15 protein-coding genes, 2 tRNA genes and 1 riboswitch are annotated in these 13072 nt (G+C 46.6%); of the genes, 15 read left to right on the forward strand and 2 right to left on the reverse strand.

Going from position 1 to position 13072, the window contains the following annotated elements; all coding sequences use genetic code 11:
- Positions 1-111 precede the first annotated feature (111 nt).
- Positions 112-184, reverse strand: a tRNA-Arg gene (locus SYN6312_RS00650).
- Between the two features lie 130 nt (positions 185-314).
- A riboswitch (cobalamin riboswitch) is annotated at positions 315-468 on the forward strand.
- 30 nt (positions 469-498) lie between these two features.
- Here SYN6312_RS00650 and SYN6312_RS00655 point away from each other — a divergent pair.
- The 15 genes from SYN6312_RS00655 to SYN6312_RS00730 all read left to right on the forward strand — a co-directional run bounded on the left by SYN6312_RS00655 (position 499) and on the right by SYN6312_RS00730 (position 12682).
- A complete protein-coding gene (locus SYN6312_RS00655) occupies positions 499-1263 on the forward strand; it encodes an energy-coupling factor ABC transporter permease (protein WP_015122933.1) in 765 nt (254 codons plus the stop codon).
- A 5-nt stretch (positions 1264-1268) separates the two neighbouring features.
- Positions 1269-1514, forward strand: a complete 246-nt coding sequence (locus SYN6312_RS00660) for a hypothetical protein (RefSeq protein ID WP_015122934.1) — start codon at positions 1269-1271, stop codon at positions 1512-1514.
- 41 nt (positions 1515-1555) lie between these two features.
- Positions 1556-1885: an energy-coupling factor ABC transporter substrate-binding protein gene (locus SYN6312_RS00665; protein WP_015122935.1), complete on the forward strand. Its 330-nt coding sequence runs from the start codon at positions 1556-1558 to the stop codon at positions 1883-1885.
- Between the two features lie 128 nt (positions 1886-2013).
- Positions 2014-3042 carry a cobalamin biosynthesis protein CobW gene (gene cobW, locus SYN6312_RS00670; RefSeq protein WP_015122936.1) on the forward strand — a complete coding sequence of 343 codons (1029 nt, stop codon included), beginning with the start codon at positions 2014-2016 and terminating at the stop codon, positions 3040-3042.
- Positions 3043-3207: 165 nt separating this feature from the next.
- Entirely contained in the window at positions 3208-3672 is a 465-nt protein-coding gene (locus SYN6312_RS00675) for an ASCH domain-containing protein (RefSeq protein ID WP_015122937.1), read from the forward strand.
- Between the two features lie 87 nt (positions 3673-3759).
- Positions 3760-4896, forward strand: a complete 1137-nt coding sequence (gene thiO, locus SYN6312_RS00680; RefSeq protein ID WP_041430466.1) for a glycine oxidase ThiO — start codon at positions 3760-3762, stop codon at positions 4894-4896.
- 338 nt (positions 4897-5234) lie between these two features.
- A complete protein-coding gene (locus SYN6312_RS00685; RefSeq protein WP_015122939.1) occupies positions 5235-5738 on the forward strand; it encodes a universal stress protein in 504 nt (167 codons plus the stop codon).
- A 113-nt stretch (positions 5739-5851) separates the two neighbouring features.
- Complete coding sequence (psbP, locus tag SYN6312_RS00690) at positions 5852-6409, forward strand: photosystem II reaction center PsbP (RefSeq protein ID WP_041430950.1); 558 nt, start codon at positions 5852-5854, stop codon at positions 6407-6409.
- Between the two features lie 27 nt (positions 6410-6436).
- Positions 6437-6509, forward strand: a tRNA-Ala gene (locus SYN6312_RS00695).
- A gap of 391 nt (positions 6510-6900) precedes the next feature.
- Complete coding sequence (locus SYN6312_RS00700) at positions 6901-8613, forward strand: ATP-binding protein (RefSeq protein WP_015122941.1); 1713 nt, start codon at positions 6901-6903, stop codon at positions 8611-8613.
- A 27-nt stretch (positions 8614-8640) separates the two neighbouring features.
- Positions 8641-8868 (forward strand): hypothetical protein, encoded by a 228-nt coding sequence (locus tag SYN6312_RS00705; RefSeq protein WP_015122942.1) that lies wholly within the window; start codon positions 8641-8643, stop codon positions 8866-8868.
- Between the two features lie 623 nt (positions 8869-9491).
- Positions 9492-10751, forward strand: coding sequence for a VWA domain-containing protein (locus SYN6312_RS00715; protein WP_015122944.1), 1260 nt, complete (start codon positions 9492-9494; stop codon positions 10749-10751).
- A gap of 19 nt (positions 10752-10770) precedes the next feature.
- Positions 10771-11043: a glutaredoxin family protein gene (locus SYN6312_RS00720; RefSeq protein WP_041430951.1), complete on the forward strand. Its 273-nt coding sequence runs from the start codon at positions 10771-10773 to the stop codon at positions 11041-11043.
- Positions 11044-11070: 27 nt separating this feature from the next.
- Positions 11071-12060 carry a J domain-containing protein gene (locus SYN6312_RS00725; RefSeq protein ID WP_015122946.1) on the forward strand — a complete coding sequence of 330 codons (990 nt, stop codon included), beginning with the start codon at positions 11071-11073 and terminating at the stop codon, positions 12058-12060.
- 352 nt (positions 12061-12412) lie between these two features.
- Positions 12413-12682: a hypothetical protein gene (locus SYN6312_RS00730; protein WP_015122947.1), complete on the forward strand. Its 270-nt coding sequence runs from the start codon at positions 12413-12415 to the stop codon at positions 12680-12682.
- A gap of 21 nt (positions 12683-12703) precedes the next feature.
- Here the strand turns inward: SYN6312_RS00730 and SYN6312_RS00735 are convergent, their stop codons facing one another.
- Positions 12704-13003 carry a 30S ribosomal protein PSRP-3 gene (locus tag SYN6312_RS00735; RefSeq protein WP_015122948.1) on the reverse strand — a complete coding sequence of 100 codons (300 nt, stop codon included), beginning with the start codon at positions 13001-13003 and terminating at the stop codon, positions 12704-12706.
- Positions 13004-13072: the final 69 nt, after the last annotated feature.

A 13072-nucleotide genomic window follows, 5' to 3' on the forward strand; every position in this document is an offset into this window, starting at 1 on the left:
AAGAGGCCCCACTATTGTTGAGGAAGCATTGTATCGGGGGAATGAGAAGCTATAGGTTTCTAAATTACATACCCAATATGACGTGAACCTACCCGGTTGGGACTACGTAAACGTACCCGGTTGGGATCGAACCAACGACCGATCGCTTAGAAGGCGAGTGCTCTATCCGCTGAGCTACGGGTACACAAGTGTTAGGTAAAAACGGTAACTTAAGCCCAGGCCAATGACCGGCTGGATTAATTCAATCCTATCAGGTCATTAAGGTGGGGATGGCTGGGTTAACAAAACTGAATTACTCAGGAAATCCGACCAGGTGATATGGTGATGGAATCGGTTTTGATGGGGAGCAGCCATCAGACGCAAGGGGGAAAGAGTAGTGCCGAATCTACCGCTGTCCCGCAACTGTGATGAGAATTTCTAACCTAGGTTCTCTCAGTCAGAATGCCCGCCGATGTGATGAACTCCAATTAACGTTGCGTCTGCGAGGTACAGGCAAACATGAATATTTCCCGCTGGTTAAGCCTGGGGATGATAGCTGGGCTAAGTTTTTATCTTGTTATCGCCTCTCCCGCTCCTGCCTATGCCATGCACATTATGGAAGGCTTCTTACCTCTCAGGTGGGCAGTTTTTTGGTGGATTGTTTTTCTACCTTGTTTTTGGTTAGGCTTCCGATCTCTCAACCGTATTGTTAAGGAACAGCCGGAATTAAAGCTCCTTTTGGCTTTGGCTGGGGCGTTTACTTTTGTCTTGTCAGCCCTAAAACTTCCCTCGGTCACAGGCAGTAGCTCTCATCCAACTGGGACGGGCCTGGGGACAATTTTATTTGGCCCTTGGGTGATGAGTGTTTTGGGCGCGCTGGTTTTATTGTTCCAGGCCCTCCTTTTAGCCCATGGTGGCTTAACGACTTTAGGAGCCAATGCGGTTTCGATGGCTGTGATCGGCCCATTGGTTGCCTATGGAGTTTATTGGCTGATTCTCAAAACAACCCATAAGCAGAAAGTGGCGATTTTCTTAGCCGCAGCCCTGGCAGATCTGGCAACCTATGGAGTCACGTCTTTGCAATTAGCCCTGGCATTTCCGGCCCCAGTGGGCGGGGTTTTAGCCTCATTTCTGAAGTTCGGTGGCATTTTTATGATTACCCAAGTCCCCTTGGCCTTGAGTGAAGGATTACTCACTGTTTTAGTCTGGAATTGGCTCCAGGCCTACTCACCGGAAGAACTCAAATTATTAAAACATTTACCCGCAGCCCTAAAAGAAACCTAAAGCTTATGCACATTACAACCGAGACCGAAACCGAACAAGTCACCCTCGCGCCAGAAATTCGTGATTACTTGAAACTCGTCAGTGGCAGCAGAATTAAGTTTGTTATTAATGATCAGGGACAAGTCAAACTCTTTCCACTCAATGTTGAAGTTGAACCGCTGTCTGGAATCCTTCACTGGCCTGGGATAGCTGAAGTCTCTCATGAAGATATGGAAGCTGCAATTATTGAGGCCGCCAATGATTGGACTTGATCCTAATTTCTATCCATTCACCGCTGAGGTTGTTTCTCTCGATGCTTAAATCCCGTTCATTGCGCCTCAATCTTGGCTTAACTGCTGGAGTCTTAATCCTGATTGCTGTTCCCTTAGCCATGCTTCGAGAAGCTGAATTTTCCGGTGCAGATAACCAGGCCCAGGATGCGATTACCGCCCTTCACCCCAACTACAAACCCTGGACACAGCCAATTTTTAAACCTGCCAGTAGTGTTGAATCTCTGTTATTTGCTGCCCAGGCCGCTTTCGGAGCCGGAATGATTGGCTATGTCATGGGTTGGTATCGTGGCCGTCAGGAAGCTAGAACCGATGCCTCCCCATCCCCGATGAAAAATCGAAATCCGAATTGAATTTATCAATCTAACAATCTCAAACTAGAGCGTTATGTAGGCTGTTCTGAGCCATAAGAACCTGAGAAATCTTCCTAGAAAAACGCTTTTTAACCTATCCTTGTTTAATTCTCAATGGGAAACGTGATATGGCTAGTAAAATTCCTGTTACGATCATCACCGGCTTTTTAGGCAGTGGTAAAACAACCCTAATTCGCCATCTCCTCCAAAACAATCAAGGGCGGCGAATTGCAGTCTTGGTGAATGAATTCGGGGAAATTGGCATTGATGGAGACTTGTTACGCGCCTGCACGCCGGAAACCTGTGAAGACAGCAAAATTTGGGAGTTAACCAATGGCTGCTTGTGTTGCACGGTTCAGGAAGAATTTTTACCAACAATGCTGCAACTCTTAAAGCGACGGGATCAACTCGATCATATTTTGATTGAAACCTCTGGCCTGGCCTTGCCCAAACCCCTGGTAACTGCCTTTCGTTGGCCAGAAATTCGTCAGGGGGCGACTGTGGATGGTGTTGTCACCGTTGTGGATTGTTTTGCCGTAGCTGCGGGTCAATTTGCCCCAGATTTAGCCGCCATTGCTGCCCAACGCCAGGCCGATGAGAGCTTAGACCACGACACGCCCCTGGGAGAACTTTTTGAAGATCAACTGGCCTGCTCAGATTTGGTGATTCTCAATAAAACCGATCAAGTCGATGCGAATACCCAGGCGCGCGTCATGGTCGAACTTAAACAGGAATTGTCTCCTCGCGTCAAAATATTATCCACCCACCAGGCCCAAGTGAGTTTAGAGCTAGTCCTTGGCTTTAATGCCGCCGTGGAAGATGATCTGGATGCTCGCCCTAGCCACCACGACCTAGAGGAAGATCATGATCATGACGAAGACATCAACTCGGCTCACATTATCCAAGACCAGGAATTTCAACCGGATATCCTCCGCCAACGTCTTGAGGCCTTACTCCAAACTGAAGAAATTTATCGGATTAAGGGATTTGTTGCGGTTCCGGAAAAACCAATGCGTCTCGTCATGCAGGGAGTGGGCCAACGCCTGGATTATTTCTATGATCGACTCTGGCAACCCGAAGAACCTCGCCAAACCCGCTTGGTATTTATTGGGCGAAATTTAGATCCCGAGCGGTTAATGATGCATTTAATTTCTTGAAACACGTGGCTGATCAGGATGACCTTGAATGGTTTTGTATGCTGTTTTTTACTGCCTTGTTGTTGGATGAGTTCTGTGGAGCTAAACCTTTTGCTAGTAACTTTGCTTGAGGCAAGAACCAGTTGCTTGAAACTAATTTAACTTTATTATCCCGTATCAACTCTAATGAATCAGCAGGCGTTAGATCAATTTTGGCAAGCTTACCTAGAGTCAAATCCGACTGTTTTATCTACCAGTGATTATGCTGGGGCAGTGCAATTTGGCGATTATCCTGATTTAGCCAATGAATTAGGGCAGTTAGTTCTTAAAGGGAACAAAACCGCCACCTGCTCGGCTCTTTGGGAATGGGAAGCAGCCGCAGAGGAAATTCCTAAAGTTGGTCTCAAGCGCATTGTTATAGATGGGGCAAATAACCCTTTGTGCGTAATTGAAACCACCGAAGTCAAGCTTTGTCCATTTAATCAGGTTGATGCACAATTTGCAGCGGATGAGGGTGAAGGAGATTGTACTCTGTCTAGTTGGCGGCGGGAACACTGGACTTATTTTTCTCGAGTTTTACCTGAAATTAGTCAACAGCCTACTCCAGAAATGCCTTTGGTGTGTGAGCGTTTTAGAGTTATTTTTTCATAATTCTGGGAGTGTTTCTCCAAACTCAACTGGAGCACTGATACCTTGAGAGTATGTTAAGAGGGGGATCCCTAACTTCTGACCATGGGTATGACTCTTTCGCTCTCTGAGCAAAATACAACTGATGTTCTCATTGTTGGCGGTGGGACAATGGGGCTAGCCATTGCAATAGAACTCGCTCTCCAAGGGGCAAAACCGACCATCCTCACCCGTAATTTAGAAGAAGCCGCCCTCTATGCCGCCGCTGGAATGTTAGCTCCCCAGGCCGAACAACTGTCCCCCGGCCCAATGTTGGACTTATGTTTAGCCAGTCGCGCGCTTTATCCCGATTGGATTAGTAAATTAGCCCAACTGACGGGCCTGGATGCCGGCTATTGGCCCTGTGGAATTCTTACTCCGGTTTATGACGATCAAAATTATCCCCAACCCCAAGTTAGCCCCCCAACATCTCCAGCCCCGGAACTCTCAGACTCCAAAAATCTGGCCGCCCACTGGTTAACGGGAGAGGCGTTAGAACAACGACAACCAGGATTAAGTCGCAAAGTTAAGGGGGCCTGGTGGTATCCCAAGGATGGGCAGGTGGATAATCGGGCTTTAGCAAAGGTATTGTTGACGGCGGCGAGAGAATTGGGGATTGCAATCAAAACCAACACAACCGCCACGGAGTTTGTAACAACGAATCAAAAAATTAATGGCATTGTCACCAACACCGGACTTTGGCAGGCCGAGCAGTATGTCTTAGCCAGTGGGGCCTGGAGTCAGAGTTTAGTGCCGATTCCTGTGACTCCCCGGAAAGGGCAAATGCTCTCTCTTAAACTCGCCCCTGATCAACCTCGCCCCTTAAATCAGGTCATCTTTGCCCCAGATGTTTATTTAGTCCCGCGCCAGTCCGCGCGAATTGTCATTGGAGCCACCAGTGAAGATGTGGATTTTGCCCCTGGAAATACGGCTCAAGGAGTCCAACAACTCTTAAACGCTGCGATTGCTGTCTGCCCGGCCTTGGCGGAATTAACGATTGAAGAAATTTGGTGGGGATTTCGCCCCTTAACCCCCGATGAATGGCCGGTTTTAGGTCAAGGGGCCTGGGACAATCTTTGGTTAGCTACCGGACATTATCGCAACGGTATCTTGCTTGCCCCCATTACTGCCTACCACATCAGTGAGTCTGTTCTCAAGGGGCAATCGGTTCCTTCCCTAACTCCCTTCAGCTACCAACGCTTTTCATAGTTTCTGATAAAAATTAGTCTGAACGACTATGACTGCTCCCAGCCGGACAAGAATTAGTTCAGAAAAGTTTGATGACCACTGACCTCACGATTTCTATCGCTCCAGAACAGCTTGGATCGCGCAATGTAATTCAGATTTAAACTGGCTGTAAGTTGTTAACCTGTTCATAAACTACTGAAGCCCCTCAACCCACCTTATTAATTCTCAATCTTGTAAACAGTCTTTGCGAAACCTATCAAATCTGATAACGATATGAAGTAAGTTGTGCCTTTGCCACCAGATAATTAAAGTAGAACTGGAATAGTTGCTGTTGTGATTTGCGAGGATTGAGAGTCATCATGTTTAAAAAAATTGTCGTGGCTGTAGATGGAACTGATTTGGGGGATCTGGCCTTTCAAGAAGCCCTTGCCATGGCCCAGGCCAATCAAAGTAACTTAATGCTTGTCCATGTCATGTCCCCGATGAATGAAGCCTATCCAGATCCAATTTTTGCTGCACCGGGAGCTACTGGGGTCTATGTGGGTCTCCATGAAGAAGTGATGAAAGTTTATACCGAACAGTGGGAAGCCTTTGAACAACGGGGCCTGGATTTACTAAAAAACCTTACGGAGATGGCCACTGCTGCGGGTGTACCAACGGAATTTACCCAGGCCCTTGGAGATCCGGGTAAGGCGATTTGTAACTTGGCCTTCGAGTGGGACGCTGACTTAATTGTGTTGGGGCGACGGGGCCTAAAAGGATTGAGTGAATTATTCTTGGGTAGCGTGAGTAACTACGTCCTGCACCATGCCCATTGTTCCGTTTTGACGATTCAAGGTGCAAAAGCCAAAGCTGCTGAATAATCGACCAGCCAAAATCAGCACATATCCAGATTAGGGAAGTGGATAACTTATCTCTGGCTAGAAACCCTGATCCTCAATGTTTTATGCTCAGTTTATCCCTCATGGTCAGCTCTATGGTGCAACGGATTGTTTCGGTTTTCATTTTGGTCGTAGCCCTAATGCTGGGTGGCTGTGGTGCCAATGCCGCTACGGGCCTCCAGGCCTATGTGGATAGTATTGATGGCTATGAGTTTCTCTATCCCACGGGTTGGGTGCAAGTGGACGTTTCTGGAAACGCCGATGTTGTGTTCCATGACATCATTCAAACCTCTGAAAATGTTAGTGTCGTAGTCAGCCAAACCAGTAGCAATAAGACCTTGACGGATTTGGGTAGCCCGGAAGAAGTGGGACAACGCCTGCTCCGAAATGTAATTGCTCCTCAGGAATCTGGACGTAATGCGGAATTATTATCAGCCGCCGCTGCGGAAATTGGCCCCAAAACCTATTACTCTTTGGAATACCTGGTTCAAATCCCGGCTGCCAATGGTGAATTCCAAGAGCGACATAATCTCTCAACCATTGCGGTTAGTCGGGGCAAGGTGTTTACCCTCAGTGTGTCTGCCCCAGAAGGTCGCTGGCCAAAAGTAGAAAATCGCTATCAGCAAATTGCTCAGTCTTTCTCGGTGTATTAGAATATTGATCCTGCACATCAGGGGCCTGGGGAGTTAGCTCAGTTGGTAGAGCGTTGCGATCGCACCGCAAAGGTCAGGGATTCGAATTCCCTACTCTCCATAAGTAAAATCGAGAAGGCTCTGAACCACTCTCTAACTATTTCCTCTGATTTCCGATGATGTTCCAACACGCTTATATTGGCTAATGCCGTCACCAAGGAACGTTGCTGAAAGACAAAATGCCCTATTTTGACTCAGTTTGATTAATCCATCCCTAAAATGCAAAAGTGTTTTTAACCCTAATTTTAAAATATTGACTTGTTTCCTATCGTTACTTAGAACTGTTGTCACTGCCTAAATCTGGAAAAATTATAGAGATCGGTTCACAGCACTTGGTCACTGGATTTTCTAACTGGGGTTCTATTAACCGCCAGTCTGACGTGAAACTCGCTATTGTCTGAATCTAGAAACTTATTTAAGATGAGAAATACCCCCTACCCTTGAGATTTAAAGTGGAGCCATCTAATCCTCTAGGTTCTGTGATTCAGGGATGTTTGAGTCAAGGTTTAGAGATTCGCTTACATCCTGATATTTCGGTTGAGGAAATGCGAGTTGGTAAGTTTCTTGTCATTCAGGGGATTAAATCACGCTTTTTCTGTTTATTAACTGATGTTTCTCTAGGAACAACGAATCCCCGTATCCTGGCCAACCCACCCGCCCCCACCAATACCTTTTTGCAAGAAGTTTTAGCTGGGAGTAGCACCTATGGGACGATTAATCTGGCACCAATGCTGATGATTACCCAGGCCCGCCCAACTCTACTGCCATTACCCACAAGTCGCAACCATAAACGCCAAAAACAAGGGATGCCGCCCCAATCAAGTGCCGAAATAGAGTTGTTGCCCGTCAAAACAATTCCCAGTCATTTTAGTCAAGTTTATGAAGCCACCCCAGGGGATTTCCGGGCCGTTTTTGGTTGGGAAGATGACCCCCATCGGCGGAATTTTACCATTGGGCAGCCAATTGATATGGATGTACCGATTTGTTTGGATTTAGATCGGTTCATTGAGCGTAGTAATGGCATTTTTGGCAAGTCGGGAACGGGTAAATCCTTTTTAACACGGTTATTATTGGCCGGAATTATTCAGAAACAGGCAGCCGTGAATTTGATCTTTGATATGCACTCGGAGTATGGCTGGGAAGCAACTTGTGAAGGTAAAGATCTCCGAATGGTGAAAGGACTACGGCAACTCTTCCCAGCCCAAGTACAAATTTATACTTTGGATGTAGATTCCACAAAGCGGCGGGGAGTTAGGGATGCCCAAGAGTTATTTATTGGCTTTGATCAAATTGAAGTTGAAGATTTGATGTTGGTTAAAAATGAACTGAATCTTTCCGATGCTAGTTTAGAAAATGCCATTATTTTACGGAATGAGTTTGGCCAGGCCTGGATTAATCGGTTACTCGTGATGACTAACTCAGAAATTCAGGAGTTTTGCGAAACCAAAATGGGGAGTAAGGCTTCGATCATGGCCCTGCAACGGAAGTTAACCCGCCTAGAAGGCCTGAAATATCTCCGCAATACCACCAGCCATAACTACATAGGGCAGATTTTAGCCGCTTTAGCCAATGGGAAACACGTCGTGATTGAATTTGGGTCTCAGGCCAACCTGCTCTCTTATATGCTGGCCACCAATATTATTTCGCGCCGCATCCACCAGGCCTATGTCCGCCAGGCCGAAACCTATCTCCAATCTAAAAATCCCAGTGATCGCCCCCGCCCCCTCGTCATTACCATCGAAGAAGCCCACCGGTTTTTAGAGTCAGCCACCGTCAAGCAAACTATTTTTGGGATCATTGCCCGAGAAATGCGGAAATATTACGTCACATTGTTGGTCGTGGATCAACGTCCCTCAGGCATTGACAGTGAGGTGATGTCCCAAATTGGTACCCGGATTACCGCCTTACTGAATGACGAAAAAGATATAGATGCGATTTTCACGGGGGTATCCGGTGGGCAAAGTTTGCGGGCCGTTCTGGCTAAATTGGACTCAAAACAACAGGCTTTGGTCTTGGGTCATGCCGTACCGATGCCAGTAGTGATTCGGACGCGGCCCTATGATGTCCAGTTTTACGAAGAAATGGGAGACATGGCCTGGTCAGACTTATCTACTCCGGCTCTTTTGCAACTGGCCGAAGCCGCCAAATCCGATCTCGGTCTTTAGATAAAATATAGAAAAAGAGGGAAATTTATGACAACTTTGTGGCAAAAAGCGTTCTTAGAAGTTCAGAAACTCCCTGACTATCTTCAAGATGAACTTGCCCAACAATTATTGAATGATATTGAAAATGAACTGAAGTGGCAGACGACTCTATCTGATCCAGATATTGAATTAGGAATTTTGATGGAAATGGCCCAAGAAGCTCTTATTGAGGAAGAACTAGGAGAAACTGAAGATAAGGGCTTTGGAGAAATATAATAAAATTGGTTCTGCCTCAGAGAATTCTTAGATAAACTAGTCCATCTTCTCATGTTAAATGCCTGGGGGTTAATCCCCTTTCTTATGCAGTAGTTGTCCTAAACATGCTATGCAGCCAAAACGAATTTTACAGATTCTGCTTACTTGAAGAAATACTTTATAACCAATCGTAACCTGATTACACTAACAAAATTCTCTAGAGCTATGTTTTCAGTAATATATTTCGTGTAACCCTTATGAATTCATCCAGAACCAAACGGTTTCGTCAGTTATTCTTACTTCTCCCGGAGAGAGTCCAAGAAACAGCTCAGAAAAATTATGAGTTGTGGAAAAATAACCCATCTCATCCCAGTCTAGAATTTAAGGAAGTCAAGCCCAAGCAAAAAATCTGGTCAGTCAGAGTAGGGATAGGCTGGCGCGCCTTAGGAATTATGAAGCTAGAAGAAACGAAAATCATTTGGTTTTGGGTAGGATCACACTCTGAATATGACAAGATTTTAGGGAAGAAATAGGAGTAATCCCCCGAAATTAGCCCCCTAAACCCTATGCTAGACTTTTTTCATTACCCAATATCACTGGTTGCGGCTGAGTTTAACCCTTACCTGTAGAGTTTCATAACCCCAATGATCATCCAACTCCAGGCCAGTTTGAGTGATGCGGCCCTTCCCGCTAACCAGGCCAGCCAACGCCAAATTTCCGTCTCCCTCTCTGCCCAGGCCAACCAAACCGGCCCCAATGCCCCCCTGAATGTCTGCCTAATTTTGGATCACAGTGGCTCCATGGCCGGGCAACCCCTAGAAACCGTCAAAAAAGCGGCCCAAAGTATTGTGGATCGGATGCGCCCCCAGGATCGCCTCGCCATTGTCATTTTTGATCACAGTGCCAAAGTCCTTGTCCCCAATCAAACCGTGACCAATCCGGCCCAAATTAAAGCCAAAATTGCCTCCGTTACCGCCGCGGGTGGAACCGCCATTGATTTAGGGATGAAGTTAGGGTTAGAGCAACTGGCGGAAGGTAAAAAAGATGCGATTTCCCAGGCCTTTCTCTTAACCGATGGCGAAAATGAGCATGGAAATAATGAAAAATGCCTCACCTATGCCCAATTGGCCACCACCTATAACATCACCTTCAATGCCTTGGGTTTTGGCGAGCATTGGAATCAATACACCCTGGAAAAAATTGCTGATGTGGGGGCAGGACTCCTGAGTTACATTGAATACCCGGAACAGGCGATCTCGGTATTCCAAGAGTTGTTCAGCCGGATCCAATCCATTGGTTTAACCAACGCCCATTTGGAAATAAACCTCGGGTCAGGGGTGAAATTAGCCGACCTGAAAGCCGCTGCCCAAGTGGCCCCAGAAACCATTGAACTGGATCAACAAATTAACCACCTTTCCCCCAATGTTGCCAGTATTCGGATTGGCGATATTTTAATAGCCAGCCCCCGCACCTTGCTGATCAATGTTTACCTGGATCCCTTACCTAGCGGAACCTATCCCATGGCGGAACTCCAGGTGAAATACGACGATCCAGCCCAAGGCCTGACGGGATTGCTCTCTGATAAAATTCCCCTGATGATCAAAGCCGAAGCGACCTATCAGCCCCAACCCGATCTAGAGGTGCAAAAGAGTATTCTTGCCTTGGGAAAATATCGTCAAACCCAAATGGCTGAGAAAAAACTGGCGGCGGGAGACAAGGCCGGGGCGGCAACTCTGCTCCAAACGGCTGCTAAAACGGCCCTCCAAATGGGAGATCAAAATGGGGCAACCGTCCTCCAAAAGACAGCTACTCAACTTCAGGCCGGAGAAGAACTCAGCCAGGCCGAGCGCAAGAAGACCCTCTTAGCGTCCAAAACTGTTCTCGGCGCGCCCCCCACTCCCTAATGTTATGTCCGGTGCTTTAATGGTTCATTTAATTCTCTACAGTAAGCCGGGATGTCATCTCTGTGCGGGCCTGGTGGAAAAATTAAATCAGATTCAAGACCTCCTATTTGAGTTGGAAATTCGCGACATTACAACTCAGGATCATTGGTTGAATGCCTATCAGTACGAGATTCCGGTTCTCAAGCAGCTGATCAAGGGTCAAGAGATGCCAATTCCCCGCCCCTCACCCCGCTTATCCGCCAGTCAATTAGCAACCCATTTACAAAAACATTTGATTGGGACTCCGGCATAAGCATTTATTCTGATTCAGTTGGTTGGCATGAATGATTATTACAAACTCTTGGGACTATCCCCGCGAGCCTCAAAAGCTGAAATTAAAGCCGCCTTTCTCCAACTTTGTAAAGAGTATCACCCCGATAAACTCCCCCCCGGTACACCGAAAAAAGCCCGTCAGTTAGTTGAAGAGCATTTCAAAAAAATTAACGAAGCCTATCAAGTCCTGTCCGAGCAAGAAGCACCACCAACCTTCTCCCAACCCACTAACCCGGCCTGGCAGACTCAAAACGAGCCCACTCCCGAACCCCCACCCTACTATCGAGATATTTTTAGTCCTCAAAAAATGAATCGTGTTTCCGAACGCTTGGAGCAGGACTGCCAGGAAATTGAACTCACCTATCAACGCCGCCTGAACGAAATTCACCAGACCATTAGCCGCCGCATGGGAGCCTTAGGGATTCAACCCAGGGATCTCACCGCCATGACTCGGCAGGGAAAAGCCTCGATTGTCATTTTCTATAGCCTTTTAAGTTTAGTTAGCTTGGCTGTTGTGCAGGGAATGCTGATTGTGATTCGCCAGGCCTGGATCAACGGTTTCCCAATCCTGTGGATACTGCTCGCTCTGCTCTTTTTACTGGCCTTGGTGGGAATCTTGGCGTTTGGGTTTATGGCCATCAAATCATGCTTAATTCCAGTGGTATCCCAGGCCATCTTTAACCAGTCCCAACGGATCAATCAAGAACTCAAGCATGCCACGGCGAAGGCAAATCAGAGTCGCACCGAAGCAAAACAACTCTGGCAACAACAATTGCGTCAACAGATTGACTTTTATAAAACGATTCCCATCTATAAACTCACGGCAGATTATGTTGCGACTCTTGATGCAGAACATCAGTTTTTCTTGCTCCAGGCCTTGCGGGAACGATCCGATTTTGGTCAACTCGATCACAGTCTCAGAGAAGTAGCTCAAATCACAATTTCCATGGGCATTATGAATATGCTTTTTGGGGCCACAACCGTGGTTAAATCATGACCATAACTCAGAAAAATAAGATTTGCGCCTGATCTTAACAACGTCTATCTATCTATTGGGCGGGCTAAAGTTTAAGAACGAGATGCTACTCGGAGTCTATCCCTGGCTCAAACGACCTCAATCTTAACCCGACCTCAAAGGTGTTTAAGACGCAGCGTTTACCTGACCTCTTTTTATCGACCAATACTATCCATAGAGGGGAATCTCATTATGAATTTTCCAATAAATAAGATAAAGCCAGGCATATCAGTCCATTCTGCACAGCCTGCATAACGTTATAATGCTTAGATAGCTATCAACTGCATTGGTTAGGCTAACTCTACTCATACAACGAGCGTTTAGATATAACCCTATGGCCAGCCTTTTCGAGCCAGACTTCAAATATACAGCCCGAGCCAAGGCTATTTTCAAAGAACTCCAGGGTAACTTGCTGCCAATTTACTTGGAGTTAATCGAGGAGGGTTTTTCACCCCGAGAAATTACTGTTCTGGTCAATACGGCGGCAACCCAAACCGAAAACGAGGCGGTTCAAGAGTGGCAGGAAGTCAACTGTCATCCCCAGTCCTCCCCAAGCGCACCCTTGCCAACCCTCTGTGAAACCTTAGGAACTCCCCAGGCCTGAGTCTTTTTTACTTTTCTAAAATTAGGCTGTACCGACAAAGCTGATATCAGGAAACTTACCTTGGGCATCGGCAACGGGGCGATTGTTTCCTTCTTCTTGCCAATAGTTGATAATCTCTGTAGCCCGATTGAGGATTTCAATCCGTTCAGCTTCTGTGATCCAAGATTTACCTTCGATTTCGGTTTTCAGTAATTCCCAGGCATCGGAGCGTGGCCAGAAGAAGTAAGAGGTGAGCGGGCTGGTTCCTTTCCCGACTACTTGGTCAACGGCAATGGCCACATTCTTTTCTAACCACAACACTTTCAAAATGTACTTGGACAATTAAGCCTCCTAAAACAACCAGACTCAAAAAAGGACTATCCTTGATTATACTTCTGTCAGGGATGCCTC

This window comes from Synechococcus sp. PCC 6312, assembly GCF_000316685.1.
Lineage (GTDB): Bacteria > Cyanobacteriota > Cyanobacteriia > Thermosynechococcales > Thermosynechococcaceae > Pseudocalidococcus.